The sequence below is a fragment of the Jiangella endophytica genome (genome assembly GCF_003427025.1).
GTDB classification, from domain to species: Bacteria; Actinomycetota; Actinomycetes; order Jiangellales; family Jiangellaceae; genus Jiangella; species Jiangella endophytica.
This window is the reverse complement of the sequence record NZ_QVAI01000001.1, coordinates 828,244-854,806: the sequence shown is the minus strand read 5'-3', so window position 1 is coordinate 854,806 and position 26,563 is coordinate 828,244. Positions and strand designations below refer to the sequence as shown.

Here is a 26,563-nt window from a genome sequence, read left to right as displayed (position 1 = left end):
CCCTCCACGCCCTCAGGCGTTGGTCTCGAGGTCCTTGGCGATGGCGGCGTCGGCCTGCTCCTTGAGCTGGGTGAGGAGCTCGTCGACGCTGATCTCGCCCAGCCGCAGTTGCTCGTCCAGCGACTTGCGGATCGTGCCGATCTCCGAGAGTCCGGCCGTGTGCGTGGTGACGCTGAGCTTCATGTCCTCCGCGAACGCGACCCGGGTGAACGCCTCGACGTCGAAGAGGTCGTCGCGCGCGTCTCCCAGGAGTCCGGGCAGCAGCGCGTCGGCTCCGGCGCCCGGCGCGGGCATACCGGCGGGCGAGATCTTGCCGGCGGTCAGCAGCTGCTCGGCGCCGGCGCCGAGCCAGTACCGCACGAACGTCCAGGCGGCCTCCGGGTACTTCGTCTTCGCCGAGATCTGGACCGAGTCCTCGTAGCCGCCCTGGTTCCACTGCTCCCGGCCACGTTCGAGGTAGGGCATGGGCCGGAACGTCGTGCGGAAGTCGTGCGGATAGTTCTCCTGATCCTTGACGAACCGCAGCGTGGCGGGGTTGTCGAGGTAGAACGCATGGTCGCCGGAGAGGAAGTACGACTGCGCGTACAGGTCGACCTTCTCGGCGAGCACCCTCGTGATCGGGAACAGCGTGCCGTCGCGCTCCATCGCCAGCTCCAGCTCGTACTGCCGGCGCCAGAGCTCGTGGTCGAAGTTCGACGACGTGCCATCGGGGGTCACCTGCGCGTCGCCGCCCAGGCCCATGGTGGCGATGGCCAGGGTCTTGTAGGTGGCGAACTCCGCGTACGCCCCGCCACAGAGCTCCTCGGCGATGTCGTGGAACTCCTGAACCGTCCAGTCCTCCGGCACGGTGATGCCCGCCGCGTCGAGCATGTCCTGGTTCAGATAGACCAGGTACGGGTTGTAGACGGTCGGTATCGCGAACAGCCGACCGTCGAACAGCGCCGTGAGCTGCGGGTCCGTGGCAGTGAACTGCTTGGCGACCTCGTCGCTGCCGGCGAGGTCGGTGAGGTCCCTGGCGTAGCCGGCCGCGGTGCGGCGCGATACCGACTGGGGACCGTAGGAGAAGAACACGTCGACGGGCGCCCCGCCCTGGAGCGAGGTGTCCAGCTTGAGGTTGCCGTCGGAGTTGTTGGTGAACTGGGTGTAGTTCACCTGGATGCCGGGGTGCTCCTTCTTGAAGGCGTCGAGCAGCGCGCCCACGCCGCGGTCCAGGGTGAGCGCACCCCAGACGTTGAGCACGCCTTCGCCGGACGAGCCTCGGCTCGGCCCCTGCTCCTCCTTGCCGCAGCCGGCCAGGAGGGCTGCGCCCACGGCCGCGGCGCCGCCGATCAGAGCACGCCGGCTGATCTGCTGAGCGAACAATGTGATCACACTCCCTTGTGCGTGAGCCGGCTCACCAGCGACCGGATGCGAAGTGGTCGTCGGCGAGGGCGAAGAACTCGCGGAACGTGTCGATCTCGCGCGGGTCGTACGGCCGCAGGTTGGGCCGGAAGAGGTCGTGCTGCCATTTGGTGAAGTCGTAGTGCTCGCCGACGCCGGACTCCTTGCGCCGCCAGATCGCCTCCCACGGCTCGTAGGTCTGGCTCTTGCCCGCGACGAAGCCCCAGTGGTAGCAACCGACCCGCTCCAGGAAGTAGAGCGGGAGGTGGCTGGCGACGTCGTTCCCCTGCATCCGGTGCAGCCACTCGGTGTTCAGCAACGGACGCCCCTCACGCTTGAGCCGGTCGAGGATCTGAACCGAACGGCCGTAGCCGGCGTAGTCGTGGAAGGAGATGACGTCCGACAGCTCCAGCGCGGCCTGCTCGATCTCGGACAGCTCGCCGCACGGGTCGACCCGCCATGGGCCCGCGGTCAGCGGCTGGATGGGGTCGTGTGCCCGGGCGATCTCGAAGAATCGCTGCATCGCGGGCAGGCTGCGCGACTCGCGCCGGCTGTTGCCCGGCTCGTTGAAGACGTCCCAGATGTTGACACGTTCGTCGCGGGCGTAGCGGCCCACGATCTCGTCGACCATCCGGCCGAACCCCTCGGCCTCCTCCGGAACGTCCAGAACGCTGAAGCCGTGCGCGTCGAGAACGTCATGGGGCGAGCGCGCCACGCCACCGTGATAACCCCAGTCGACCGGCTGCGGGCCGAGCACCGGCGGCGTGTAGTACTTCGCGGGGACCGTGCAGTCGTTGCCGAAGACGATCATGACGCTCAGCCCGTGGCGGCCGGCCGTGGCCAGGAAGTCCTCCAGCCGCTCCATGAAGCCGTCGTGCTGGTCGCGCCACACCTCGTACGGCAGGATCGACCGGATCGCGTTGAACCCGGCCCGGGCGGCCAGCTCGAACTCGCGGTCGAACGTCTTGCTCTTCTCCTGGTGGTCCAGTTCCTGCCACTGCTCGATGCGGTTGACGCAGTCGCTGGCCACGTAGTTGAAGCCGCGGATCCAGGGGCGTGCCCGGTACCACTCCCAGGCACGCTCGGCGGTCCATCTGCTCATGTCTGTCCACTCCCGTGTGTACTGAAACGGCTGCGTTCAGCCGCCGAGTCGAAGGTCGAACCACGTCCGCGGATCGTCGAGGTCCACGCCGACGAGGCTGGTCGTCACGGCGGTGCCGCCGGGCTCGTCGACGTTCGCCAGGGTCGCCGTCACGCCCAGTTCCGCACCGTGCGGCCGCATCGGCGCCAGCGGTACGGCGAGTTCCCACGCGACGGCGTCGTCGTGGGCCGGCTCGACCGGCCTGGACGTCACGACGGTCTCGCCGTCGTCGGTGTAGACGCCCCCGGCGAAGGTCGCCACGCTCACCGCTCCCCGCCCGTCGACGGTGAGGCGCAGCCGCCGGCCGGCCGTCCGCCGGGACGCGAGATGGATCGTGACCGTGTCGCCGTCGTCGACGTGGTCGTCGCGCCGCTCCAGCCGCAGCAGCAGCGTGCTGCCGTGCCGGCCGGCCCGGATCGTCGCCTGCGCCTGGCTGTCGCCGCCCAGGAACAGCCGGCTGGACGACTCCGGCCAGACCCGCACGTCGGCGGTGGCCCGGCGCGGGAACTGGTGCACCGTCAGCGCGCGATTGAGGTGCAGCGTGCCGATCATGAGGGCGTTGCCGGTGGACTTCACGTAGGCCATCGAGCTCACCAGCGTCTGGTCGCCCGTCACGACGATGCTGCCCCAGTAGCCGGTGCCCGGCAGGTAGTCGTGCGGTTCGCCGAACGTCCGGGCCTCGCTGTCACCCAGCCGGAGGTACTGGCGTGAGTTGGTGTTGTACGCGAGCACCGTCTCGCCCGTGGGGAACCGGGCGAGGTAGGGGGCGGCGCCGGGGAAGACGCTGTTCGACCGATCGGCCGGTCCCGTCTCGTCCATGTCGAGGGCGTCGGGCCAGTTCCGGTCGGTGTGGATCAGCGAGATCCGCATCGGGCCGCCTTCGGGCTGCGCCGACTCGACAGCCAGAGCGATCCGGCCGGGCGGGCCGGTCTCGATGACACTCGGCATCTGGTCGGTGAACATCTTGACGCCGTTCTCGGACGTCGTCCGGTACTGCTGCGCGACCCGGTCGGCCGCGTACGGGTACGCGACGACGTCCGGCACCCACGTCGCGCCGTCGTCGAACGACCGGATGATCGCGACGCCCGAGGAGTGCGGCGTGTTCTCGACGGCCATCTTGGGGGCGATGTGGCTGAAGTAGATCTGCACCTCGCCGGAGGCGAGCTGGTAGAGGTAGGGCTCCCAGTTGGGGCCCACGTAGACGACTCGTTCCTCGTCCCACGTCGCGCCGTTGTCGGTGCTCCTGCGCATGGCGAGCCCGGAGACGTCCCAGATCTTGTAGAAGTTCTTGCTGGCCCGGTACGAGCAGACCGCCAGGATGTCGCCGTTGGCCAGGACCACCGCGTCCGCGGTGGAGTACGCCTGGTCGTCCTGACCGTCCATGACCTTGTGAGCGGCGAAGAGCTTCTGCGGATCGGACCAGGTGCGCAGGTCGTCGCTCAGCGACCAGAAGATGTTCCACCCGATCTGGGCGTCCTGGTAGAGCAGCAGGTAGCGGCCGTCCGGCAGCAGCTTGATCCGCGGGTAGGTCGCCTTCTGCGTGTGCAGCATCGCGGCGTCCAATTCCACATAGGCCCGTCGATCGAACTCGAGCGACACGGTGCCGGGCGGTGGCCCGCCGGCGCCGAGGGCGGCGGCCTCAGGGGCGAGCGGGTCCGCGGCGGCGCCGCGGATCGGCCCGGAGCCGAGGAGCGCGGCGCCGGTCAGTCCGGCGGCGCCGCTCATCAGGTGGCGACGGCTGATGCGGGGGTTCCACGCCATCACGATCACTTCCTTGTGTCGTTGGTGTCCGGTGGTGTCCGGGGATGGGTGACGCGGTGGAGCGGCGGTTCGGGTGGGTGCTCACCAGTCGGCGACGCTGCCGTCGGGCCGGAACAGCCGCGGCATGTCGACCTGGATCGGCGGGTGGGCGCGGCATACGTCCTCGTCGAGCTCGATGCCCCAGCCGGGCCCGTGCGGCAGCGGCAGGTAGCCCTCGGAGGGCCGCAACGGCTCCGTGATCAACGACTCGCACCAAGTGCTGTTGCGCAGCCGTTCCTGGATGAGGAAGTTCGGGATCACGGCGTCCAGGTGCAGCGAGATCGCGGTCAGGACCGGGCTCATCGGGCCGTGCGGTGCGATCCATCCGCCGAAGCCGTCGGCGATGGCGGCGATCTTGAGGCTCTCCCCGAAGCCGTGGCAGTGTGCCAGGTCGGGCTGCGCGACGGAGATCGCGCCGTCGCGGAAATAATCGACGAACTCGCCCTTCCGAGCCAGCCGCTCGCCGGCGGCGATCGGCACGGTCGCCCGGCGGGCCACCCGGGCGGTGTCCTCGACCCGCGTCGGCTGGACCGGCTCCTCGAAGAAGTAGCACTCGAAGTCGGCGAGCACCGCCGCCATCGCGATGGCCTGATCGGCGTCGTACCGGCCATGACCGTCGAACATCACGAGCGGTTCCGAGCCGACACCCGTGCGGATGGCGTCGAGCGCACCCTCCAGCGTGCGCAACAGTTCGCGGTCGCGCACCGGCCACGAGGGCAGGGCGAGGCTGAACTTGAAGGCGCGCTCCCCCTGGTCGAACGCCTCGACCGCGCGATCGCCGATCTCCGCCGGCTCCACCGCGCCGCCGGACCAGCCGTTGAGGTAGTAGCGGATGCGATCGCGACTGGCCCCGCCCACCAGTTGGTAGACGGGCAGATCGACGCTCTTGCCCAGGATGTCCCAGAGCGCGAGCTCGACACCCGCGACCGCACTGCCCTTGATCACGCCGCCCTGCCAGAACTTCTGCCGGATCATCACCTGCGTGAGGTGTTCGATCCGCCGCGGGTCCTCACCCAGCAGGAGCGGCTCCAGATCGGCGATCATCCCGCGGACGGCGTTGTCGTGTCCTTCCAGCGTGGCCTCTCCCAGCCCCACCAGGCCTTCGTCGGTGTGCACCCGGACGAACAGGAAGTTGCGGTTGGTGAGGCGTCCGTTCCCGGGCGTCCGGGAGCCGACGCTGAGCGTCTCGACACTGGTGATCTTCACCGAAGCACGTCCTCCGTCAGCGAGCTGGTTCGCATGGGAGAGCAAGCTAGTGACATGTTCGTTTATGTGTCAATACCAACATTAAACAGGAGTCCATCGATGCAGCTCGGCAGGCCTGAACTCGCCGTGGATGTGGACATCGTGGCGAGCCGGATCGATCAGCGCAGGCCCAGGCTGGTTCACGACCAACCCGAATCGATGCGCTTTTTCTCACATTTTCCAACACCCGCGGCTGATCACGGTACGCTGTGACCCACGTTCCGACTCGATCACACGGGATGAAGGACTCGACGGTGGGCAAGCAGACGCAGTTGGCCGACGAACGCCGGCTCAAGATCCTCGCGAAGCTACGTGGGGACTCAGCGGTGCGCGTGCGCGAGCTCGCCGCGGAGCTCAACACCTCCCAGATGACCATCCGGCGCGATCTCATGGCCATGGACGCCGAGGGCCTGCTGCGCCAGGTGCACGGCGGCGCGGTGCTGAGGAGGTCCGCCGAGGACCCGGCTCCGGCCGCCGACGGCGAACGCCTCGACACCGGTCACGTCGGCATCGTCGTGCCCACCGCCGACTACTACTTCGCCCCGGTGATCCAGGGATGCAAGGAGACCCTGAGCGGTGAAGGTGTGCCGGCGTCGGTCATGGTGTCGAACTACGACCTCGCCAGGGAGAGGGAGATCTGCCAGCAGTTCGTCGAGGCCGGCGCTCACGCCATCATCTACGCTCCCACGTTCGTCCACCCGGCGGCAGCCGAGGTCACCTCGTGGTTGTTCGAACTGCCCGTCCCGGTGGTGCTCCTCGAGCGCGACATCGCCGACGCGGCCACCGGGCAGGCGCTGTCATCGGTGCGCACCGCCTACGAGAAGGGCTGGGAGATGAGCCTGCGCCACCTGCGCGGGCTCGGCCACGAGCGAGTGGCACTCGTCACCCACGGACTCCGCCAGGTGGGCGTCAACCTCGAGACGCTGTGGCAGCGGGCGGCCACCGACGCCGGCTACGCCCTCGAGGACGCGATTCTCCTCCTGGACCCGCGGGCCACGCTCAGTCCGCCGCGGAAGGTGCTGGACGACATCCTGGCCGGCATCGACCACGCGGGCGTCACCGGCATCATCAGCCACTGCGACCAGGCGACGCTCGACCTCGTGCACGCCGTCCGGGCCAGGGGCTGGCGCATCCCCGAGGACCTCTCGGTCATCACCAACGAGGACCAGATCGCACAGCTGACCGACCCGCCGTTGACGTCCAGCTCACCCGTCAAGTCCGTGCTCGGCCGTACGGCCGCCCGCATGGCGCACGATCTCGGCCTCGACAGCACCGCCACGATCCAGCACGTGCTCATCCAGCCGATGTTCACCGACCGTGGTTCGTGCGCTCCGCCCGGGGGCCGTACCACCGGCTGACACCCGCCGGCCCAGTGGCGCCGGCGCTCTCACGGCTCAGCCACCGGCCGGCATCGCCCAGGAACCATCGATGGCCAGAGTGCCGCGGAGGTCAGCTCAGGGAGCCCGCGTACTGCCGCGGCTCCGGGTCGCGCAGCGGGCCGAGAGTCGACCCGAGCCAGCCCTCCGGGGTGAACGAGGCATACAGGCGGGGCAGCGCCTCGCGCAGCGCCCGCTCGTAGTCGCGGGGATCGTCGCGGACGAACACGTGCGCGTTCGGGGTCCGGGCGGTCGGCTCGAAGGTGTAGAGACCGGTCGGATGCGAGGCGGCCCTGCAGGGGACCAGTTCGTTCCGCACGACGACGTCGCCCGGCGCGACGTCGGCCGCGGCGACGATCTCGTGCGAGCCGTCCTGGTGGCGCACGAGGGCAGAGCCGGACACCTCGATCCAGGCGGCGGTCTCCCACACCGCGTGCCGCCGGCCGAAGACGCGCTCGGCGACCTCGGCCGGCGGGTCCTCGTCGAGCGCTCGCAGGAAGTCGATCCGCGTCGACACGCCGAGCCCGTAGAGGAGGTAGCGCTTCAGTGCCGGGTGCAGGTCGTCGATCCAGCGCAGGTCGTCGAACCACCAGAGCGTGTTGTGCACGCCGTAGGAGAAGCAGTCGACCTCCGTGGCGCACGGGTACAGCGCGAGCGGCAGACCCGCGTCGACCAGCCGGATGATCGCCAGCGGGTCGAGGTAGACGTTCCACTCCAGGTAGTCCAGCGTCGTCGACCCGGCACTGAGGTGGATGCGCGCGACCTTCTCACGGAACAACGCCGGGTCCCGATTGAAGGCGACCGCGATCGGGCGGGCCGAGCCGAAGGACATGAGGTGGACGGGCGTGCCGGACGCGCGCAGGGTGTCGAGCAGGAGCTCGGGGCCCGTCTGCTGGAACGGCGGCACGTCGCGCAGCTGGTCGTCGACGGTGCGCATGCGGGCGAACGGCGAGATCCCGTACGGCACCTGCCGGCCGAACAGGGTGTTCAGCTGCGTGACGGGGATGACGCCCGGCTCCCGCGGCCCCGGGTAGCCCGGCACACCCGCCCCGACCGACTCGCGCTTCTCGATCGACACGTCGAGGACGATCGCTCGCAGGTCGATCCGATCGAGCCCGAACGGCATCAGCAGGTCGAAGTTGTCCCCTGGGTCCTCGGGCGGCTGATAGAGGTCGGTGACCACGATCACGGGGGTCGGCATAGGCGTAGTCTACTCGAATAGATACCCTGCTCCTATACTCCTCGCACGACGAAAGGTGCAGGTTTCGATGATGGACACTCCCGGCCGCACGGAGCGCCGCCGCGCCCCGACGCGAACCGACGTCGCCCGGCTGGCCGGCGTGAGCACCGCCGTCGTCAGCTATGTCACCAACGACGGTCCGCGCCCGGTGGCCGCCGCCACCCGGGAGAAGGTCCTGGCGGCGATGCGAGAGCTGGACTACCGGCCCAATGCCGTCGCCCGGGCACTGCGCCTCCAGCGCGCCCAGGCCGTCGGCCTCGTCGTCCCGGATGTCAGCAACACCTACTTCGGCGCGCTCGCCCGCGAGCTGTCGAACCAGGCGTTCACCGCCGGGTACGCCCTGCTGCTCGGCGACTCCGATGACGACCCCGAACGGGAACGTGCCCAGATCGAGTCACTGGTGAGCCATCAGATCGACGGCTTGATCATCGTCAGCCTCGCGCCGGATTCGGTCGCCGAGGTCAACGGAACCCCGACGGTGTACCTCAACCAGCGCAGCCAGCCCGGCCAGCTGTCCGTCATCGTCGACAACGAAGGCGGCGCGCGGCTGGCCGTCTCCCACCTCCTCGGGCACGGGCTGCGGCGCATCGCGCACCTGGGCGGGCGGGCAGGCGCACCCGGCGCCGACGAGCGGCGCGCGGGCTGGGAGGCCACGCTGTCCGAGGCCGGCTCGCCCGCCGACCCCGCGCTGCTCCGGCAGGCGGAGTACAGCCGGGTCGCCGGTCATGAGGCGGCGATCGATCTCCTGACGCGCGAACCCCGCCCCGACGCCGTGTTCGTCGCGTCCGACGTCCAGGCGCTCGGCCTGCTCGCCGCGGCGCGAGAGCTCGCGATCTCGGTGCCGCACGATCTCGCCGTGGTGTCGTTCGACGGCACCGACGACGCCGTGTTCAGCGACCCGCCGCTCACCGCCGTCGAACAGCCCGTCCCCGCCATCGCGGAGGCCGCGCTCCAGGCGGTCCTGGGGCGGACGGCGCCCGCGTCGGCCGGCCACGTCCCCGTCCGTCTCGTGGTCCGCGCGTCGTGCGGGTGCCCGCCGGCCGGCTGAACACAGGTCACCGCGCCCCGGGGTCACCGAGCAGCGCGGCGCCACCGCAGGAGGTCCTCGGACGTCGGGTAGGAGCTCTGCGCCCCGGGTCGCGTCGCCACGAACGCACCGGCCTCGACGGCGCGGGTCGCCGCCTCCACCGGGTCCAGGTGCGCGGCCAGCCCGGCGACCAGCGCACCCATGAACGCGTCGCCGCATCCGGTGGTGTCGACGGCGTCGACCGGTGCGGCGACGATCTCGGCCCGGCGGCGGGTCGACGCGTCGTAGAGCAGTGCACCGCGCGGGCCCAGCGTGACCAGGACGTCGCAGCCATCGAACCGCTCGCTCGCCTCCTGCGCGCCCTCGCCCACCGGACGGCGGTCGCCGACCAGCATCGCGAGTTCGTGTTCGTTCACGACGAGGACCGCTCCGGAACCGAGCAGGCCGCCGGGCAGCCGTCGCATCGGCGACGGGTTCAGGACGAACCGCGCCCCGAGCTCGCCGGCCCGCGCCGCGGCGGCGACGACCGCGTCGTCGGGGACCTCGAACCCGGTCACGACGAACCGCGCCTCGCGCATCGCCGAGGTCACCGCCGCGGCGTCGAGGCGCAGGTTCGCTCCGCCGCTGACGACGATGAGGTTCTCCGCGTCCGCGTCGACGAGGACGACGGCCTCGCCCGTGGGCGCGTCGACCCGCACGATTCCCGTGACGTCGACCCCTGCCGCGGCGACCGACGCCACCAGGTCGTCGCCGCCCGCGTCGGTGCCCACGGCGCCCACGAGTGCGACGTCGGCGCCGAGCAGCGCCGCGGCGACGGCCTGGTTCGCGCCCTTCCCACCCGCCGCCGTCGAGCGGCTCGTCGCGTGGATCGTGTGCCCCGCCGCGGGCAGGCGATCGACCCGGTAGGTGCGGTCCACGTTGAGCGAGCCCACGACGACGATCCGCGCCGTCATCCCTTCAACCCCGTCGTCGACAGCGACTCGGTGTACTGCTTCTGGAAGAACAGCAGCAGGATCATCGGGATGATCGTCAGCACGAAGGAGCCGGCGAAGATCTGCCCGAGGTCGACGGTGAACAACGTGCTGAGGTTGGCCAGCGCGATCGGCGCGAGCTGGCGTTCCGGTGACGTCCCGATCAGCAGCGGCCACAGGTACGCCTGCCACTGCGACAGGAAGAGCATCATGCCGGCGCCGATGAGCGCCGGCTTCGACAAGGGCAGGACGATGCGCCACAGGGTGGCGATCCGGCCGAGCCCGTCGACCTCGGCCGCCTCGAGCAGCTCCGAGGGGATCCCCATGAAGAACTGGCGCAGGACGAAGATCGCGAAGCCGTTGGCCAGCGCGGGCAGCACCAGCCCCGCATAGGAGTCGCTGAGCCCCCAGTCCTGGAACAGACCCGACAACGGGATGGCGATGGCGTCGAACGGGATCATCGCCACCAGGACGATGAAGGTGAAGACGATGCCGCGTCCGGGGAAGTCGATCGTCGCGAGGGCGTACGCGGCCGGGACCGCGATCGCCAGGCCGAACGCGATCGTGAGCCCGGCCACCAGGAAACTGTTGAACAGGCCCGTGAGGAACGGCCCCGACAACAGCCCGGAGTAGTTCGTGAGGTCGCCGCCCACGGGAACGAACGCGAGCCACGACAGCGGCGCCATGTGCTCGACGTAGCTGTTTCCCGGCCGGGTGGACGAGACGAACACCCACCACACGGGGAGGAAGACCGCGAGAGCGGCGAAGACCGCCGCGGTCGTGAGGACGATGGTCCCGCCGCGCGAGCGCCTCATGCCTTCTCCTCCCGCAGGAGCCGGAACTGGACGGCGACGATGACCGCGAGCAGGAGCATCAGGATGACGACCTCCGCCTGCCCGACCCCGACGTCACCGAGCAGGTACGTCCGGTTGTAGATGTCGAACATGATCAGGTTCGTCGACCCGTTCGGCCCACCCTTCGTCAGGATCTGCACGGGCGCGAAGAGGAGGAACGACCCCACCGTGCAGGCGATCAGGACGAACGCCATCGGCCGCTTGAGCAACGGGAGCGTGATCGAGACCAGGCGCCGCCACCAGCCCGCGCCGTCGAGCGCCGCCGCCTCGTAGAGCGAGTCGGGGATGTCCTTGAGGCCGGCGATCACGAAGATCATCCAGTACCCGAGCGCACCCCAGGTGACCATGATGCCGATCGAGAACGCCGCCTGGCTCGACGACGTCAGGAACGGCTGGGGCGGCAGGCCCACGAATTCCAGCAGCGCGTTGACGAGGCCGTCGGGTTCCAGGGCGGTGCTCCAGATGAGCGCCACCACCGCGCCGGGCACGGCCGCGGGCACGAAGATCATGGAGCGCCACAACCCCACGAGTGGAAGTCGCTGCGCGGTGAGCAGGGCCAGCGCGGTCGACAACACCACGATCGCGGGGTTGAGGACGAGGTTGAAGACGAGCGTCACCACGAGCACGGAGTGGAACCCCGGATCGGTGAGCAGATGGGTGTAGTTCGCCAGACCGTCGAACTCCGAATCGCCGGTCGCCAGCGAGACGTGCCGGAAGCTCTGGTTCACCGCGCTGATCATGGGCACGACCCGCATCAGCACCAGAGCCAGGAGCGCGGGGCTGAGCATGGCGAAGGCCACCAGCGTGGTCCGGACGGTTCGGCTGCGCCGACGGCCGGAGCCGGACGGCCGCGGGCCCGTCCGCCGGACGGCGCGCCCCGTGGAGCGCGCCGTCCGCCGCGTCGCCGTCGCCGGGCGCATCACCGCAAGCGCTCGATCTGGGCGGTGATCTCCTCGTCGGCCTGCGCGGCGCGCTCGGCGGGATCGGAACCGTTGCGGATGTCGGAGAACAACTGCCCCGCGCCCGGCTCGAACACGCTGTAGCCGACCACGGTCGGGCGGTGCACGGCGTTGTTCTCGAGTTGGTACTGCAGGATCGCGCCGAAGCCCGCCGTCGCCGCACCGGCCGACGCGTTGACCTGCTCGACGTAGGCCGCGAACGCCTCCTTGTTCGTGGGCGTGATGCCGGCCACCTCGGCCGCCTGAGCGTTGCCGTCCGGGTCGATGGTCAGGTAGCGGAGGAACTCCTTGGCGGCGTCGAGGTTCTCCGTCTTCGACGAGACGCCCACCGCCCACGAGTCCGTGGAGGTCGCCGCCTCCCCGCCCTCGAAATAGGGCGCCGGCGCGACGCCGTAGTCGATGCCGCCCGCGTTGGCCACGCTCACGCCCCACGGGCCGGAGATGATGAAGGCGGCCTTGCCCTCCTGGAACAGGGCGCCGTTCTTGTCGTTGGTGATGCCGCGCGGCGAGAGACCGTCCTCGAAGAGGCCGTGATACCAGCTCAGGGCGTGCTGCCAGCCGTCGTCGGAGAAGTCCACGACACCGTCGGCGTCGATGCCGTCGCCGCCGCCGGCGGAGACGCCCATCATCTGCAGCTGGTAGTACGTGTCCCACTGGTCGAACAGCAGCGGGTACTCGGCCGCGCCGGCGCTCTGGACCGCCCGCGCCGCTTCGGTCAGCTGCTCATAGGTCCACGGCGTCGCCGGGTCGCTGGGCGGCGCCTCGACACCGGCCGCGGCGAGGACGTCGACGTTGTAGTAGAGGAACTGCGAGGTGGTCCAGGGCGCGAGAGCGAGCAGCTTGCCGTCCACCTCACGCGCCGTGACCATGCTCTCGCTCACGGCGGCGGCGATGGCGTCCTCGCGCAGGTCGGTGATGTCGGCGAGGTAGCCGCGGTTGTTCCAGTCCAGGGCGGCGCCGCCGGCGTCGACGACCATGAGGTCGATCCCCTCGCCACCGGAGCCCATCCGCTGGTTGATGGTGCTCGTGTACTGCGCGTAGGGGATGTTGAGCTGCTTGACGGTGATGCCGGGGTGCTGCTCCTCGAACCCCTCGATCACCGCGGCCCAGGTCTCGGCCGGGTCGGCGTTCGCGAAGGTCAGGGTGATCTCCTCGTCGCCGCCACCCGAACTGTTCGTCGCCGACCCGCCGCATCCGGCGAGCACCAGCAGTCCCGCGCCGATCGCGGCGGCGACTGAGAGGGTCCGGGTGGTGGGCTGTCCCATGGCGTTTCTCCTCTTCGAGTGATGCTGGGATGGATGTCAGGCTGTGGTGGAGGCGTTCTGCGCCGCGGCGAGAATCCGGCGCACGATCTCGTCGGTCACCCGCGGCACGTCCATGTCGACGACGACCTCGTGCGGCCCGCGCGGGTCGGCGGCGAACCGGGTCGTCCCAGGGTGTTCGCCCTCCGTCTCGACCGTGACGGTGCCGCGCTCGGTCCGGAAGAGGCCGGGACGAGCGAGCGTGAGCGCGGCGATGGGATCGTGCGGCACGTTGAAGTCCTGATCGGTGAACGCCCAGAAGCGGCGCATCTCCGCGCCGATGAGCGCACCGAGCGGTCCCGTGGACGAGATGGCGTCCAGCTCGGCCCGCCCGAGCCGGACGCGCTGGGTCTGGTCGAGCCCCACGGCCAGGAGGTCGAGGCCCGAGGCGAAGACCTCGGCGGCGGCGGTCACGTCGCAGCGGATGTTGTGCTCGACGACGCCGGCGCGGAACTCGCCACCCATCATGACGATGCGCTTCGTCACCCGTTCGGGCCGGCGCAGCGCGACGGCGACGTTCGTGAGCGGGCCGATGGCGACGACGGTCGCGCTGGCCGCGAGCTCCGCGGTGGCGTCCCTCGGTGCCTCGTAGCGTTGCTCGGCGAGGTCGGCGATGGTGGAGCCCTCGTGTCCCGGCCACCACACCGGCCGCCCGGACAGCGTGTCCGGCTCACCGGCGGCGATCGGCGGCGCCGTCCGGCCCGCCGTCGCGAACGCCTTCGCGACGATCCTGGCGCGCAGGTCCACGTCCCCGTACACCGTCGTCACGGCCGAGATCCCCAGCTCCGGCGAGCCCAGGACCATCGCGAGCGCGAGCAGGTCGTCGACGTCCGTGCCGATGTCGGTGTCGAGAGCGAAGGAGGAGTGGGCCACGTCCGCGCCGTGCTGTGCCGCCGAGCTGTCGTGGGTCATGGGTTCCCGTCTGTAGCGCTGTGATCACGAGCGGTCGTCGCATCGACCGTCGACGCATGCTATTCGAGTAGACTCGCTGCCGCAAGCATGACTCTACTCGAATAGCGCATCACGAGTAGACCCCCGGTAACGACGGAGGATGGAGGCCATCGATGGCACCTTTCCGCACGATCAGGCGAGCCTGCGCACTGGCGACCGTGATGGGCGTGAGCGCCCTGCTCGCCCCGCTGGGCACGGCAGCGGCCGAGGACGACGCGAACGCCCGTCCGGCCCGCGATCGGGTCACCTGGGACCCGGCGTCGCTGGCGGCGGTGTACGAACCGGAGCCCGGGTTCTACTCCTACGCGCCGTCAGTGGTGCGCGACGGGGACACCGAGTGGATCTGGTCGTGCCACAACGACCGGTCCAGAGTGATCGAGGACCACATCTATCTCACCAAGCGCGTCGACGGGGTCGTGACCGAGACGAGGTCCGTCCTGCAGGCCTCCGCCTCTCCGGCCTGGGACAGCTTCCACACCTGTGACCCGAGCGTCGTCGCCGGACGGTTCCACTACGGCGGCGTTCGCTACTCGTACGCGATGTTCTACCTGGGCAACGACGTGGACGCGAGCGCGCACAACCAGGTCGGCGTCGCCTTCGCGACCGACCCGGACGGGCCGTGGGTCAAGTACCTGGAGCCGATCGTGACGTCGGAGCGCATCGACCAGTGGGGCGCCGGTCAGCCGTCCGCCGTCTCCCTCTCCGGCGCCTCCGGGCGGGTGCTGCTGACCTACACCCGTGGCGACACCTCGACCCGTGCCTACGCCAGCGTCGTCGACCTCTCGGTCGTGGAGCGCCTGCGGGTGAGCCCACCCGTCCTGCTGCCGACGGACGGGCTCACCGGCGCCGACGGTGCGCCCGACTACCTCAACGGGTTCGACATCGCCCTCGACCGCACCGGGCGCAACGTGGTGGCCGTACGCGAACAGCACCCCTACCCCACCGACAACCCCTGGTGGATCGGTCCCTCGGTGCAGGTCGCCCGCCTGAGCCTGACGAACGTCCTCTCCGGCACGGGCACGTGGGAACCGCTGGGCGACATCGACCGCGAGCTGACCGGATTCTCGCGGAACCACAACGCCGGCCTGGCCCGGACGTGGCACGGCCGGCTCGCCGACCCCGGCACCGTCGAGGTCGTCTTCACCAGTTCCTGCTCCAGCCTGCCCACCATCGACGACCCGGACTGGAGCCAGGCGACCTGCGACTCGCTGTACTCCTACGACCTCTGGTCGATCACCGGGCGCTGGGCGACCGTCAGGTGAGAGTGACGGGGACCCTCGACCTGTAGCCGGCCGGGCCGGCGCACGAGTCGCACGCCGGCCCGGCTCGGCTCACCCGGCGTGGACGGGAGGCGCCCAGGCCGGTCGCGGGATCAGGCAGAACGGGTGGCCGGCCGGATCGGCGTACACGTGGTCGCCCGCCGGCAACCGGCGCGCCCCGAGCCGCCGCACCTCCACGTCGGCCACGTCGAGATCGTCGACCATGACGTCGAGATGGAACTGCTGTGGGTGGGCCGGGTCCGGCCAGCGCGGCGGACGGTGGTCCGGTGCACGCTGGAACGCGATCCCCGACGAGGTCTGGTCGCGCGAGATGACGACCCAGTCGTCGCTTCGGTACGTGATCGGCAGGCCGGTCAGTTCGGCGTAGAACTCCGCCAGGTCGCCCGGGCCGGGACAGTCGATCACCGTATGGTGCAGGCGTCCGATCATGCCTCCATCCTGCTCCCCGACCGGCGGATCGCTGCGTGGTGCGGTCAGCACGTCGCGACCGGCATAAGCGCCGCGGGCCGGAGGTCCTTCAGGTGAGTGCCAGTGGCAGCTTTCGCAGCCCGAGCAGGAGCTCATCGGCGACCGCGGGACGGAGGCCCTTTCGGGTCGTATCGACGATCTCGGCGGCTTCGGCGGCGTCGACGCCGAACATGGCCCCGGCCCGCTCGAGCTTCGCCGCCGAGATCCTGCGCAAGCGATAGTCGCCGCCGACGCTCATGGCGCTGTCGATGGACGCGGAGCCGTCCGAGTACGCGGCGTAGCTCAAGAGGTCGTAGAGCGGCGCCAACCGGACGGAGCGCCGCTCCAACATCAGCGAGTTGTTCTTGGCATGGGCGTCGGTACACCCGGCGATCACGTTGACCACGAGTGCGCGAGAGAACGCCGTTCCGGCCGAGCGACGATCTGCCGCCGACGGCAGGGAGCGCATCAGACCTGCGATGTCCGCAACACCGGGCCCGCCGTCGAGACGCTGGTACTTCTTGGACGGCGGAACGCGGAGGGCTTGACAGAGATCCTCTTGATGGAGTCGCCGCCACTGCCCCTTGACCACTGCGCGGGTGCGTGGCGGGGGTCGCGTCTTCGGGGACGCCCCACGAGCCATCGGGCAGCTTGTGGAGACCGATCTCGGGCTGGGCGCCGGCGAGGCTGAACCGACCACCCGCGTCGTAGTAGGGCGCGCCCTCCGCGTATTCGGACACGACCCGGCTCAGCATGGTCGCCGCCTCATCGTCGCCGACCCGGCGCACGTGGTGGCGCTCGAGGACTGCGTCTCATGCCGTCGCGCTTGGAGGCACCAGCTGGATCGCGCCGGCGGCATCGATGCCGACGTGCTCGAGCAGCGCGAACGGGATGTTGGCCGAGACCGAGTAGCGGCGTGCGATCGACCTCAGCGCCTCTTCACTGCCCGGGAGCAGCCCTTGCAGGTAGGGCATGACCGCGCGCTTCCTATGGACCGCTGCTGTGAGCGGCATCGAGAGTGACAGTGGCGTCGCATCGTCAGATGCGCGGTAGGCACTGTCATACTCGAACGTCACGTTCCCGCTGGTGGACTGCGTGAGCCTGCCGCACAGGCGCCCGTCGAGATGGACGTCGAGGTACCGTCCCGTCACCAGCGCACGTCCCCCGTTTGGAGGCTCCGAAAGCCATCTCGAAGCCGAGTGCCTGGAAGACGTCGAACAGCTTCGATGCTTCGACCGTGGGCTCACCCGCCTCGAAATCCGCAACGAAGGAGCGCGAGACACCGGCGCGAGCCGCCAACTCGGACTGGCTCCAGCCCTGCTCTCCGCGCAGCTCGCGTACAGCGGCCGCAGCCTCCCGGACCGTCAGCATCGCCCTCTTCTGTCGCCGTACGGCTACATTCCTGCTTGCCGCCGTACGGCGGCACTCTGGCTGATCGGTCAGCCCATCGGCGCCTCGAAGGGCCGGGTGTCGGCCTCGAAGACCGGCTCGACGGCGGGATCGAGGTCGACGAGCGTCACGTGGGAGCGTCCGGTGCGGACGATCACCCGGCTGCCGACCACCGGGACCCGCTCCGAGGTCGTCAGCATGTAGGCCTCGACCTCCCGGGAGTCGAAGCCGATGACGACGGTGAACTCGGGCTGGTCGTGAATCCAGCTGTTCGAGAACGTCACCTCCCGCAGCGTGCCGGCATGATCGACGCCATGACGGCGCAGGTCGTCCAGCGCGGTCCGGCGGCGGGCGGCGTGACGGAGCGCGGACGGCAGCCGGGTGGTGGCGAACAGCCACCACAGGCCGAAGGTGAGCGCGACGGCGAGCATCAGCTGGGCCGGCGCCGACGTGACGATGTTCGAGTTGGTCAGCACCTCCCGCGCGGTCCGCTCATCGGCTTCGACGGCGAAGACCACCACCGACGACGTGCCGGCGGCGATGCCGCCGGCGACCGCGCTCTGCGTCAGCAGGGAGCCGGCCCGCGACTGCCCGAACCGGCCCTTGGCCCGCCCGTACAGCGTGACCGCCGCCCACAGCGCGAGGTACCCGGTGACGATCCCGCCGACGACCCACCAGGTCACGGAGGCGTCCTCGAGCACGGCCGGCAGCCGCGCGCCGAACAGCCGCGCGAACAGCGCCCCGGCCACGACACCCCAGAACACGACGCAGAGGAACGTCCACACGACGACTCCCGGCCTGGGCTCGGCGGCGGGCCAGGTCATGCGCCCGCGCCGATCGGTCGTGGAGAAGGCCGGACGGCGATCGTGGGCCGCACCGTCACCCGTCAGCGGTTCAGCCACCGATCTCCTCCCGGCCGGTTCGAGCTGCACACCAGGATCGTCCTACCGCCGCGGCCGGCTCGGCCGCAACCGCCGGTCGTGGTCGAGGCCGTAGAACAGGCGCGGCGCGCCGTCGAGGGTGACGGTCACCGACCCCCGGTTCGGCGACAGGATCGTCTCCTGCCCGATGCAGTCGACCTGCCGCACCGTGTCCGCCCTGGTGGGGAAGGTCAGCTCGACCTTCGTCGGCCAGGTGTCGACCCAGACCTCGCGCGCCGGATACCGCCAGTCGGTGCGCGCGCCGTCGGTGTTGAGGACATACCCGTCGGACCGGTTCCACAGGATCGCCGCCTGGCCCGCGCCCGGCACGTCGAACAGCAGGCCCTTGGTGGTCCCGTCCGGGAAGTCGAGCCAGCGGACGAACCGCGCCTGGTCCAGGTGCCGGGCAGCGGTGGCGTACGCCAGCAGCGACGGCTTCGCGCTGGTGTCGCGGTTCGTGAGGCCGAAGTGGTACTCGACATCGGACGGGTCCGCGACCTGGGGGCTGCCGAGCCGGCTGTCGTGGAACTGGTACCAGTTCACGCAGCGGACGCCTTCGGCCTTGGCCAGGGCGAGCGACAGGAGCACGTTCTCGGCGGCGTGGCGGTAGGAGTCGTTCCACCAGGCGTTGGGACGGGTGCAGGCGTAGGCCTCGGTCATCCAGATCTCCTTGGGACCGTACTGCGCGATCAGCTCCTTGAGCTGGCGCAGGCCACCGAGGTAGTTCCAGTAGGCGCCGGTCGCGCCCGGGTCCCAGCCGCCGCCGTCGCCGCCGGGGACGTAGTCGGCGGTGAAGTTGCCGCGGCCGGGGTGGAACGCGACGCCGTCGATGAGGTCCCAGCCGCCGGCCTGGTGGAACCGCTCCAGCCACGGCCGGTCCATGCCGGCGAGACCGCAGTTGAGCAGCTTGAGGTCGGCGGCGCGGGCCCGGACCTCGTCGTGCACGGGCCGCAGCGCCTTCTCGATGTACTGCTCGGCGGTCACACCGGTGTTCCACGGCCGGTTCAGCTCGTTACCGACCTCGAAGTAGCGCGCCCCTGCGTCGATGGCGATCTGCGTGTTCGCGACGGCCCAGGCGCGGGCCTGCTCCGCGGTGGCCTCGAGCGACGGCTGCAGCTCGACGTTGTGCAGGATGCCGCGCCGGTCGAACTCGGCCGGCGGCAGACCGGGCCCGCCGTCATAGGCGATGCGGACCCACTTGATGCCGACGCGCTGCCACAGGTCCAGCAGGGCGGTGGCGGACGGGACCTGCAGCCACGGGTAGTTGGCGATCCCGAACATGCTCTCCTCACCGGCCTGGTACTCGAAGTCCGGCAGGACGGTGAGGGTGGTGCGCGCGAACGCCTCGTCGCCACCGCCGACGGCCGCGACCTCGGTGACGACGCTCCCGTGGGCCGGAGCCGTCAGGGTGAAGACGTGATCGCGGGTCCGCTGCGCCGGGACGGTGACGCTCACCGTCCGCGAGGCCAGCACCGCGCCGTCGAAGTCGCGAGCCCACCACACGAGGTCGACGGTGCGGTCGTCCGGGCCGCCGTTGGCCACCTGCACGTTGACGGCCATGGTCGCGCCGGGGCCGTCCCACAGCCCGAACGGCTGGTCCGTCCACAGCTCGACGGCCAGCTCGCGGCCCTGGCCGACGGCCGCCGCGGCGGTCGGCCGCAGGTCGCTGAGGATCAGCTCGGCCTGGGTGGTGGCGCTCGTCGCGTCGACCACGACCCCGGGCGCGTGCACCCAGGTCGACGAGGTCCACGACGTCCGCGACCGTTCGAGGATGAGCAGTCCGTGTGTGGTGTCCCAGGTCGAGGCGTAGGCGACGCCCACGGACGACTCGTACGGCACACCGCCGCCGGCGTCGCGGGTCCACTGGCTGAGCGGGACGAACCTGTCGGGCTCCACCGGGCCGTCGATCGCCCGGCTGAACAGGAATCCGTCGGGAATCAGCGTGGCCGAGCCGGACACGTGCCACTGCAAGTGCACCCGCCGGGTCGTCACCGTGAAGAGGCCGTACACCGTGATCGCCCCGGCCGCGGCGGGCATGACGTAGTCCATCCGCAGCGCCTGCGTGCCGTCGTCGAGCGTGACCAGGCTCGGTGTGCCGCCGACCGACGTCTGGATGCCCGTGACCGTGTCCTTGGTCTGGAACTTCGAGCCGTGCATCCGCAGGGTCCCGCCGCCGTCGCGGACGGCGATCTGGCCGCCGGGGCTGCCGGTGACGCTGATCCCGTCGGCGCTGATGGTGACGACACCGCCGGCGGCCGAGGCCCGGACCGGGCTCGGCGGCAGCAGCGTCAGGACGCCGGCGGCGAATCCGGCGCGCAGCACCTGCCGCCGCGACGGCATCCGGGAAGTCTGCTCGATCATCGTTGATCCGCCCTTCGAGTGGGGTTTCGGCTCAGCCCTTCAGGCCCGAGTGGGCCAGCCCTTCGACGAAGTGCCGCTGGGCCAGCAGGAAGACGATCAGCACCGGCACGACGGTCAACGTCGCCGCGGCCAGCTGGACGTTCCACATGTTGCCGCCGTACGCGTCGGTGAACCGGGTCAGCGCCTGCGGCAGCGTGAACAGCTCAGGGGTGGTGAGGTAGACCGTCGGTTCGAGGTAGAGGTTCCAGGACGACATGAACGTGAGGATCGCGACCGCCGACAGCGCCGGCTTGGCCAGCGGCAGGCAGATCCGCCACCACGTGGCGACCCGCCCCAACCCGTCCAGCCGGGCCGCCTCCTCCAGTTCGATCGGCAGCGAGATGAAGAACTGGCGCATGATGAACGTCGCCAGCACGCAGGGCGCGGCGAACGCCGTCACGAGGATCAGCGGCCAGTGCGTGTTGATCATGCCGACGGACTTGAACATCTGGAACAGCGGCACGATCGTCGTCTCGCTCGGCACCAGCAACCCGACCAGCACGACGAGGAACAGCAGGTTGCGGCCCGGGAACGAGATCCGCGCGAACGCGTAGCCGGCCAGGCTCGACACCAGCATCACGAGCAGCGTGACGACGATCGCGATGTACACGCTGTTGAAGTACTGCCGGGCGAACGGCTGGAACGTGAACACCTCGGAGTAGGCGGCCCACGTCGGATTCGCGGCGAAGAACGTCGGCGGTGACGCGAAGATCTCGCTCAGCGGTTTGAACGACGACGCGATCATCCAGATCGTCGGCACGGCGAACGGCACGCAGAGCACCGCGAGGACCAGCCACCAGCCGACGGTCCGGCCGCGGCGAGCCACGGTGGCGGTGTCAGCTCTCATGGAAGACCCATTTCCGGCGGAGCTGCCACTGCACCATCGTCAGGATCAGGACGAACGACAACAGCACCAGGGCCAGCGCCGACCCGTACCCGATGTCGTTGAACTCGAATGCCGTCTGGAAGACGTAATAGACCAGGACGGTGGTGGAGATGCCGGGTCCGCCCTGGGTGAGAACGGCGATCTGCGCGAAGGCCTGCAGCGCTCCGACGATCGTGATGATGCCGGTGAGCAGCAGTGTCGGTGAGATGAGCGGCAGCGTGATGCGGACGAAGATGGTCCAGCTGCTCGCTCCGTCGATGCGCGCCGCCTCGTAGAGCTGGCCGGGAACACCTTGGAGCGCTGCCAGGAAGAGCACCATGTTGATGCCGACACTGCGGATCACCTGCGTGAACACCACACCGCCCATGGCGGTCGGGCCCTGCACGAGCCAGTTCGGCCCGTCGATGCCGACGACCTCCAGCAGCCCGTTGACGCCCCCGTTGTCCTGCAACAGGAAGCCCCAGACCAGCGTCCATGCGACGACCGAGACGACCACCGGCGAGAAGAAGATCGTGCGGAACACGGTCACGCCGGGCAGCCTGCGGTTCAGGAGCACGGCCAGCAGCAGGCCCAGCGTCAGGTTGAGCACCACCACCCCTCCGGCGAACACGGCGGTGGAGCCCAGAACCCGCGGCAGCTGTGGATCGGCGGCCAGCTCCGAGTAGTGGGCGCCGCCGTTGAACGTCATCTCGCCGGTGAAGATGTTCCAGTCGTTCAGGCTGTAGTAGATCGCCAGGCCGACGGGCACGAGCACGAACACGACCACGCCGACGACCTGCGGCGCGATGAACAGATAGCCCGCGAGCGCGTCACGGCGGCGGCTGCTCATCGTGGTCCCGCGCCCCCGGCGCGCCGGTGGGGCGCCGGGCGGCGTGTCACGAGCGGAGATCGCCGTCGTGCTCATCTCAGCAGGGGTTCGATCGCGGTGCAGACCTCCGACAGGACCGCCGCCACGTCGGCGTCCTGGGTCCACAGGGCGTCCAGCGCCGCCTTGCCCTTCTGGGCGATCTCGGCCGGGTTGGTGTGGTTCGGCAGCGTGACCGCACCCGGGAGCTGATCGACCACCACGGCCTGCAGCTGCTCGGCGGTGAGCTTCGTGTTGACCTCCGCGAGCTGCTCGCCGGTCAGCAGCGACTCCCGCGGCGGCGGGAAGAACTGGGCCAGCAGCCGGGCGTTCTCGGGATTGGTCATGAACGCCAGGAAGTCGGTGGCCTCCTGCACGTGGTCGCTGGACGTGAGCACCCCGACGCCGGCCTGGCCGATGACCGAGTAGTCACCCGCGGGGCCGCTGGGCAGCGGGTACACCTCGTAGCCGAACGACCCGTCGAGCAGCGCCGCGCGCGACACCTGCGCGACCGTGAACGCGGAGTCGCCGGCGAAGAAGTCGACCGTCGTCCCCGGTCCGGGCATCGAGCCGTCGACGAAGGCCGCGGTGTGCAGGAACTCGAAGGCCTGCACCATCTCGTCGCTGTCGAACGTGCACTCGGTGCCGTCCTCGTTCCAGGCGGCCGCACCCCAGCCCGGCCAGACCGTGCCCAGCATGTTCCAGGCGGAGTAGTCGAAGTCGCGCACCACGAAGCCGGCCTTGCCGGTGGCGGCGTTCACCGCGGCGCCGACCTGGTTGACCTGCTCCCAGGTGAGGGCGGCCGGGTCGAGCGTCTGGCCGGCCTGCGCCAGCAGGTCGGTGTTGACGTAGAGGGCGAACGGCGAGTTCGAGAACGGGTAGGCGTACAGCTCGCCGTCCTGGCTGAACTCCGCGGTGACGCTGCCCACCAGGTCGCCGTAGTCCCAGCCCTCGGTGGCCTCGAGCGTCTCCGTGAGCGGGACCAGCGCGGACGACTGGATCAGGTCCTTCGACAGGTCACCCATCCAGGCCAGGTCGGGGGCGTTGCCACCGGCGATCTGCGTGGTCAGGGTGCTGTTGTAGTCCTCGAACGGCAGGCTCTCGAAGGTGATGCTCCCGATCTCCGGATGGTCGGCCCGGTAGTCGTCGGCGATCGACTGGAACAGGGCGAGCTGCTCCTCGTTGGAGGTCCACACCGTCATCCGCAGGTCGACGCTGCCCGGGGCGGCGGACGTCTGCTCCTCGGTCGGCTGCTGCGACGTCGACGACCCTCCACAGGCGGTCAACGTGGCGATCAGTGCGGCGGCCACGGCCGTGCCGGCGCGCCTCGTTGCGCTCATCATGCACTTCTCCTCTGCTCAGTACCCGACGATCTCGGGCCAGTGGATCTCGATGCCCGCTTCGGCGAGGCGGGCCTGGAAGCGGCGGACGAGGGCGTCGTCCTCGTGCACGTCCCGGGGCAGCAACGACTCCCCCAGGCAGAAGGCGGCCAGTTCACCGGCCGACTCGCCGACGTTCCACTCCACGGGGTGGAGCCGGTAGGCGCCGTTCGTGATGTGTGTCGTCCCGATGTTCTTCGCCGCGGCGAGCAGGTTGGCCGTCCGCTGCGGGATCAGCGCGCCGAGTGGGATCTCGAACGGCGCGCACTCGACGTCGATGTAGTTGTCGCCGCCGGTCGACGGATGCAGGTCGATGCGGTACATCCCGACGCCGACGGAGTCCGGGAACGTGGCGGGACGTCCGTGGCCGCGCACCGCGACGGACACGTCCTGCTCGACCACCGTCGTGCGGGCTCGAATGCGCCGCGACTCACGGATGTACGGCGCCTGGGCGAACCCGTCGTCCGTGCCGGTGACGTCGCCTCGCAGCCGCAGCCCGGGCCAGCCCCTGCCGCCGTCGGGGCGCGGGGCCTCGGTCTGCAGCCAGTACACGTAGGCCCGGGACAGGCGCTTGGCGCGGTCCAGATGCAGGTCCGCCTTGTCGGTGTCGATGATCGACCCGTCCAGGTAGTCGAGCATCGGCCAGTTCGCCAGCACGATGTCGCTCTCGTATGCGCCGGGCACGAAGGTCTTGCGGGCGGCGATGCGCCGGAACTCCCAGAGGTCCATGCTGCCGGCGTCGGAACGTGGATCGTTGCTGATCCACGCCTCGTCGACAGCCGGGTTGACCTGGAACGTCCTCGTCTCGGGCTGCAGGGTGCGCGGGTTGGGGGCGGTGAACGACAACAGCGGCGCACCCCAGAACTCCGGTTCGACCGACCGCCAGTAGTCGTAGTCGTCCGGGCGCTCGATCGTGTGGTCGCCGTCGACGTGGTCGAAGACGAAGCACCAGGAGACCGACTGCACGTTCTCGGGGTCCGCGAACTCGGGGGCGCTGGGTTCCCCGGTCTGCGCGCGGGACTCCGCGCCGACCACGTACGCGGTTCCGGTCAGCGGCAGCAGGTCGCCGGTCTCGGTCGCGTCGAGGACGAAGCGGCCCTCGACCACCACCTCCTCGCCACCGTCCAGGGCGGCCAGCGTGACGGACCTGACGGTGTCGCCGGCGACGTCCGCCGCCACCGGGGCATAGGGCTGCAGGACGACCAGGCGGCCGGTCGAACGGTACGGCGCCAGCAGCTGTTCGATCACGGCGACCGCCACCCGCGGTTCGTGGCACAGCCGGCTCACCCGGCCGAGCCCGGGGTTGAGGTGAGGATCGCGCCGAGCCGCCTCGGTGAGCGGATAGTGCGCCCGGTAGTAGTCCCGGATGCCGGTGCGCAGCGCTCGGTAGCTCGCGGTCACGCCGAACTGCTCGACCCACGCGTGCTCGTCCGGCGGCACCGCCTGCGCGGTGAGCTGCCCGCCCAGCCACGGGTGGGGATCGGACAGCACCACCCGCAGTCCCCGGCGCAACGACGCCAGCACGGCGGCGACGCCACCGAGCCCGCCGCCCACGACGACGACGTCGGTCGTCAGCGCCGTCATCGCACGGCCTCCGGGCGCACCAGCGTCTCGCCCGGCACGACCGACCCGCTGAGCAGCACCCGCGTGTCGACGTCCGACGGCGGTTCCGCGCCGCCGATCAGCTGCTGCAGCACGGCGAGCGCCTCTCCGGCGATCTCGATCCGGGGCAGATGACAACCCGAGAGCCGGTGGCCGGCGACGGCGTGCCCTTCGACCTCACCGGCGACGGCCAGCGAGATCTCCCGCGGGACGGACACGCCCCGTTCGCCGAGCTCATGCGCCAGCGCCTCGGCGACGAAGGAGTCCTGCGCGACGACCGCGGTCAGGCCACTCGCCGCGATCGTCTCGGCGACGGCCGGCAACGGCTGCTGTGAGACGTCGATCAGCGTGACCGGCATCGCCGACCGGCTCCGCGCCTGCTCGATCCCGGCCAGGCGGTCGACGGACGACGGACTGGTCCGGCCGAGGTGCACGTAGGCGGCGCCCCGGTGACCCAACTCCGCGACACTGTCGACGAGCTCGGCGACCAGCGTGCGGTAGTCGATCCCCACGTACGGAACGTCGGGCTCGTCCCTGCGACCGACTGCCACGAACGGGACGCCCTCGTCGACGAGTTTGCGCAGCTCGTCGCCGTCCATCTCCTGCCCGAGCAGGATGCACCCGTCAGCGAGGCGCAGCCGGGTCCGTTTGTCGAACATGCGGCGCTTGCCGTCGACGACGGGCGACGAGGTGAAGAAGAGCAGATCGCACCCGAGCCGCTCGGCGCCCTGCTCGAGGCCGTTGAGCAGCGGCCCGTAGAAGTCCATGCTCTCGTGCGACAGCGCGGGTTCGTAGGTGAAGACCCCGATGATCTTGTTGTCCAGGCCCGCCAGCCGGCGCGCGGCAGGATCGGCGACATACGCCGTCTGCTCGATCGCCCGCCGGACCCGCTCGCGAGTGGCCTCCGGGATCCGGACGTTGGAGAAGTCGCGGTCGTTGAGGACCAACGACACCGTCGCCTGGCTGACCCCGGCGATCCGGGCGATCTCGCGCTGAGTGACCTTGCGGCCCATGTCCCGCCTGCCTCGTTAATACAGTGATAATACGGATTATCGATCTGGAGCGAGACGGTAGCACGCGCCGCGGCGGCGCGGCAAGACTCGGGGAACCGACGCACGGACTACTGCTGTCGCATGAGTGCGGGCGTCGGCCGATGGTGCGAATCACGTAC

At 70.2% G+C, this 26,563-nt stretch carries 25 protein-coding genes; 4 read left to right on the top strand and 21 right to left on the bottom strand.

Annotated elements, in window-relative coordinates:
• Positions 1 to 12: 12 nt before the first annotated feature.
• The 4 genes from DZA62_RS03770 to DZA62_RS03755 all read right to left on the bottom strand — a co-directional run bounded on the left by DZA62_RS03770 (position 13) and on the right by DZA62_RS03755 (position 5,527).
• Complete coding sequence (locus DZA62_RS03770; protein WP_116947388.1) at positions 13 to 1,371, bottom strand: ABC transporter substrate-binding protein; 1,359 nt, start codon at positions 1,369 to 1,371, stop codon at positions 13 to 15.
• A 22-nt stretch (positions 1,372 to 1,393) separates the two neighbouring features.
• The gene (locus DZA62_RS03765) at positions 1,394 to 2,482 is read right to left on the bottom strand and encodes a cellulase family glycosylhydrolase (protein WP_116947387.1); all 1,089 of its coding nucleotides are present in this window, start codon (positions 2,480 to 2,482) and stop codon (positions 1,394 to 1,396) included.
• A gap of 36 nt (positions 2,483 to 2,518) precedes the next feature.
• Entirely contained in the window at positions 2,519 to 4,282 is a 1,764-nt protein-coding gene (locus DZA62_RS03760) for a sialidase family protein (protein WP_157987455.1), read from the bottom strand.
• A gap of 81 nt (positions 4,283 to 4,363) precedes the next feature.
• Positions 4,364 to 5,527 carry a mandelate racemase/muconate lactonizing enzyme family protein gene (locus DZA62_RS03755; protein WP_157987454.1) on the bottom strand — a complete coding sequence of 388 codons (1,164 nt, stop codon included), beginning with the start codon at positions 5,525 to 5,527 and terminating at the stop codon, positions 4,364 to 4,366.
• A gap of 99 nt (positions 5,528 to 5,626) precedes the next feature.
• Between DZA62_RS03755 and DZA62_RS35495 the strand changes: the two genes are divergently transcribed.
• Complete coding sequence (locus DZA62_RS35495; protein ID WP_157987453.1) at positions 5,627 to 5,779, top strand: hypothetical protein; 153 nt, start codon at positions 5,627 to 5,629, stop codon at positions 5,777 to 5,779.
• Between the two features lie 41 nt (positions 5,780 to 5,820).
• The gene (locus DZA62_RS03750) at positions 5,821 to 6,924 is read left to right on the top strand and encodes a substrate-binding domain-containing protein (protein WP_198663378.1); all 1,104 of its coding nucleotides are present in this window, start codon (positions 5,821 to 5,823) and stop codon (positions 6,922 to 6,924) included.
• A gap of 91 nt (positions 6,925 to 7,015) precedes the next feature.
• On the opposite strand, the gene DZA62_RS03745 is transcribed toward DZA62_RS03750, so the two are convergent.
• Complete coding sequence (locus tag DZA62_RS03745; RefSeq protein WP_116947383.1) at positions 7,016 to 8,143, bottom strand: nucleoside hydrolase; 1,128 nt, start codon at positions 8,141 to 8,143, stop codon at positions 7,016 to 7,018.
• A 67-nt stretch (positions 8,144 to 8,210) separates the two neighbouring features.
• On the opposite strand from DZA62_RS03745, the gene DZA62_RS03740 reads away from it, so the two are divergent.
• Positions 8,211 to 9,230 (top strand): LacI family DNA-binding transcriptional regulator, encoded by a 1,020-nt coding sequence (locus DZA62_RS03740; protein ID WP_116947382.1) that lies wholly within the window; start codon positions 8,211 to 8,213, stop codon positions 9,228 to 9,230.
• 23 nt (positions 9,231 to 9,253) lie between these two features.
• Here DZA62_RS03740 and DZA62_RS03735 read toward each other — a convergent pair whose 3' ends face one another.
• The 5 genes from DZA62_RS03735 to DZA62_RS03715 form a co-directional block, all read right to left on the bottom strand.
• A complete protein-coding gene (locus DZA62_RS03735; protein WP_116947381.1) occupies positions 9,254 to 10,162 on the bottom strand; it encodes a ribokinase in 909 nt (302 codons plus the stop codon).
• The gene (locus DZA62_RS03730) at positions 10,159 to 10,995 is read right to left on the bottom strand and encodes a carbohydrate ABC transporter permease (protein ID WP_116947380.1); all 837 of its coding nucleotides are present in this window, start codon (positions 10,993 to 10,995) and stop codon (positions 10,159 to 10,161) included. Before DZA62_RS03730 ends, DZA62_RS03735 begins: the two co-directional genes overlap by 4 nt.
• A complete protein-coding gene (locus DZA62_RS03725) occupies positions 10,992 to 11,822 on the bottom strand; it encodes a carbohydrate ABC transporter permease (protein WP_198663377.1) in 831 nt (276 codons plus the stop codon). Before DZA62_RS03725 ends, DZA62_RS03730 begins: the two co-directional genes overlap by 4 nt.
• Before the next feature lie 131 nt (positions 11,823 to 11,953).
• Positions 11,954 to 13,258, bottom strand: a complete 1,305-nt coding sequence (locus tag DZA62_RS03720) for an ABC transporter substrate-binding protein (RefSeq protein ID WP_116947378.1) — start codon at positions 13,256 to 13,258, stop codon at positions 11,954 to 11,956.
• Between the two features lie 36 nt (positions 13,259 to 13,294).
• A complete protein-coding gene (locus DZA62_RS03715; protein WP_116947377.1) occupies positions 13,295 to 14,206 on the bottom strand; it encodes a nucleoside hydrolase in 912 nt (303 codons plus the stop codon).
• A gap of 206 nt (positions 14,207 to 14,412) precedes the next feature.
• Between DZA62_RS03715 and DZA62_RS03710 the strand changes: the two genes are divergently transcribed.
• On the top strand, positions 14,413 to 15,507 hold the full coding sequence (locus DZA62_RS03710) for a glycoside hydrolase family protein (RefSeq protein ID WP_157987452.1): 1,095 nt from the start codon (positions 14,413 to 14,415) through the stop codon (positions 15,505 to 15,507).
• A 69-nt stretch (positions 15,508 to 15,576) separates the two neighbouring features.
• Here the strand turns inward: DZA62_RS03710 and DZA62_RS03705 are convergent, their stop codons facing one another.
• The 11 genes from DZA62_RS03705 to DZA62_RS03655 all read right to left on the bottom strand — a co-directional run bounded on the left by DZA62_RS03705 (position 15,577) and on the right by DZA62_RS03655 (position 26,405).
• Positions 15,577 to 15,954 (bottom strand): VOC family protein, encoded by a 378-nt coding sequence (locus tag DZA62_RS03705; RefSeq protein ID WP_116947375.1) that lies wholly within the window; start codon positions 15,952 to 15,954, stop codon positions 15,577 to 15,579.
• A gap of 88 nt (positions 15,955 to 16,042) precedes the next feature.
• Positions 16,043 to 16,615 (bottom strand): HipA domain-containing protein, encoded by a 573-nt coding sequence (locus tag DZA62_RS03700; RefSeq protein ID WP_116947374.1) that lies wholly within the window; start codon positions 16,613 to 16,615, stop codon positions 16,043 to 16,045.
• A gap of 169 nt (positions 16,616 to 16,784) precedes the next feature.
• Complete coding sequence (locus tag DZA62_RS03695; protein ID WP_157987450.1) at positions 16,785 to 17,123, bottom strand: HipA N-terminal domain-containing protein; 339 nt, start codon at positions 17,121 to 17,123, stop codon at positions 16,785 to 16,787.
• A complete protein-coding gene (locus DZA62_RS37480; RefSeq protein ID WP_116947569.1) occupies positions 17,032 to 17,343 on the bottom strand; it encodes a helix-turn-helix domain-containing protein in 312 nt (103 codons plus the stop codon). The genes DZA62_RS03695 and DZA62_RS37480 overlap by 92 nt, the downstream gene beginning before the upstream one ends.
• A gap of 68 nt (positions 17,344 to 17,411) precedes the next feature.
• Positions 17,412 to 18,263: a hypothetical protein gene (locus tag DZA62_RS03685; RefSeq protein WP_157987449.1), complete on the bottom strand. Its 852-nt coding sequence runs from the start codon at positions 18,261 to 18,263 to the stop codon at positions 17,412 to 17,414.
• A 42-nt stretch (positions 18,264 to 18,305) separates the two neighbouring features.
• Entirely contained in the window at positions 18,306 to 20,642 is a 2,337-nt protein-coding gene (locus DZA62_RS03680; RefSeq protein ID WP_198663376.1) for a hypothetical protein, read from the bottom strand.
• A 31-nt stretch (positions 20,643 to 20,673) separates the two neighbouring features.
• A complete protein-coding gene (locus DZA62_RS03675; protein ID WP_116947370.1) occupies positions 20,674 to 21,528 on the bottom strand; it encodes a carbohydrate ABC transporter permease in 855 nt (284 codons plus the stop codon).
• The gene (locus DZA62_RS03670) at positions 21,518 to 22,396 is read right to left on the bottom strand and encodes a carbohydrate ABC transporter permease (protein WP_198663375.1); all 879 of its coding nucleotides are present in this window, start codon (positions 22,394 to 22,396) and stop codon (positions 21,518 to 21,520) included. The genes DZA62_RS03675 and DZA62_RS03670 overlap by 11 nt, the downstream gene beginning before the upstream one ends.
• A gap of 71 nt (positions 22,397 to 22,467) precedes the next feature.
• The gene (locus tag DZA62_RS03665) at positions 22,468 to 23,754 is read right to left on the bottom strand and encodes an ABC transporter substrate-binding protein (protein WP_198663374.1); all 1,287 of its coding nucleotides are present in this window, start codon (positions 23,752 to 23,754) and stop codon (positions 22,468 to 22,470) included.
• Between the two features lie 15 nt (positions 23,755 to 23,769).
• A complete protein-coding gene (locus tag DZA62_RS03660; RefSeq protein ID WP_198663373.1) occupies positions 23,770 to 25,374 on the bottom strand; it encodes an FAD-dependent oxidoreductase in 1,605 nt (534 codons plus the stop codon).
• Complete coding sequence (locus tag DZA62_RS03655) at positions 25,371 to 26,405, bottom strand: LacI family DNA-binding transcriptional regulator (RefSeq protein ID WP_116947368.1); 1,035 nt, start codon at positions 26,403 to 26,405, stop codon at positions 25,371 to 25,373. Before DZA62_RS03655 ends, DZA62_RS03660 begins: the two co-directional genes overlap by 4 nt.
• Positions 26,406 to 26,563 lie beyond the last annotated feature (158 nt).

Bases quoted from the DNA above. Each gene is read 5' to 3' on its own strand.
- DZA62_RS03765 (WP_116947387.1), bottom strand. From the start codon at position 2,482: ATGAGCAGATGGACCGCCGAGCGTGCCTGGGAGTGGTACCGGGCACGC.
- DZA62_RS03745 (WP_116947383.1), bottom strand. From the start codon at position 8,143: ATGCCGACCCCCGTGATCGTGGTCACCGACCTCTATCAGCCGCCCGAG.
- DZA62_RS35495 (WP_157987453.1), top strand. From the start codon at position 5,627: ATGCAGCTCGGCAGGCCTGAACTCGCCGTGGATGTGGACATCGTGGCG.
- DZA62_RS37480 (WP_116947569.1), bottom strand. From the start codon at position 17,343: ATGCTGACGGTCCGGGAGGCTGCGGCCGCTGTACGCGAGCTGCGCGGA.
- DZA62_RS03680 (WP_198663376.1), bottom strand. From the start codon at position 20,642: ATGATCGAGCAGACTTCCCGGATGCCGTCGCGGCGGCAGGTGCTGCGC.
- DZA62_RS03665 (WP_198663374.1), bottom strand. From the start codon at position 23,754: ATGATGAGCGCAACGAGGCGCGCCGGCACGGCCGTGGCCGCCGCACTG.
- DZA62_RS03705 (WP_116947375.1), bottom strand. From the start codon at position 15,954: ATGATCGGACGCCTGCACCATACGGTGATCGACTGTCCCGGCCCGGGC.
- DZA62_RS03715 (WP_116947377.1), bottom strand. From the start codon at position 14,206: ATGACCCACGACAGCTCGGCGGCACAGCACGGCGCGGACGTGGCCCAC.
- DZA62_RS03660 (WP_198663373.1), bottom strand. From the start codon at position 25,374: ATGACGGCGCTGACGACCGACGTCGTCGTCGTGGGCGGCGGGCTCGGT.
- DZA62_RS03725 (WP_198663377.1), bottom strand. From the start codon at position 11,822: ATGCTCAGCCCCGCGCTCCTGGCTCTGGTGCTGATGCGGGTCGTGCCC.
- DZA62_RS03735 (WP_116947381.1), bottom strand. From the start codon at position 10,162: ATGACGGCGCGGATCGTCGTCGTGGGCTCGCTCAACGTGGACCGCACC.
- DZA62_RS03760 (WP_157987455.1), bottom strand. From the start codon at position 4,282: ATGGCGTGGAACCCCCGCATCAGCCGTCGCCACCTGATGAGCGGCGCC.
- DZA62_RS03655 (WP_116947368.1), bottom strand. From the start codon at position 26,405: ATGGGCCGCAAGGTCACTCAGCGCGAGATCGCCCGGATCGCCGGGGTC.
- DZA62_RS03730 (WP_116947380.1), bottom strand. From the start codon at position 10,995: ATGAGGCGCTCGCGCGGCGGGACCATCGTCCTCACGACCGCGGCGGTC.
- DZA62_RS03700 (WP_116947374.1), bottom strand. From the start codon at position 16,615: ATGGCTCGTGGGGCGTCCCCGAAGACGCGACCCCCGCCACGCACCCGC.
- DZA62_RS03675 (WP_116947370.1), bottom strand. From the start codon at position 21,528: ATGAGAGCTGACACCGCCACCGTGGCTCGCCGCGGCCGGACCGTCGGC.
- DZA62_RS03670 (WP_198663375.1), bottom strand. From the start codon at position 22,396: ATGAGCAGCCGCCGCCGTGACGCGCTCGCGGGCTATCTGTTCATCGCG.
- DZA62_RS03740 (WP_116947382.1), top strand. From the start codon at position 8,211: ATGATGGACACTCCCGGCCGCACGGAGCGCCGCCGCGCCCCGACGCGA.
- DZA62_RS03720 (WP_116947378.1), bottom strand. From the start codon at position 13,258: ATGGGACAGCCCACCACCCGGACCCTCTCAGTCGCCGCCGCGATCGGC.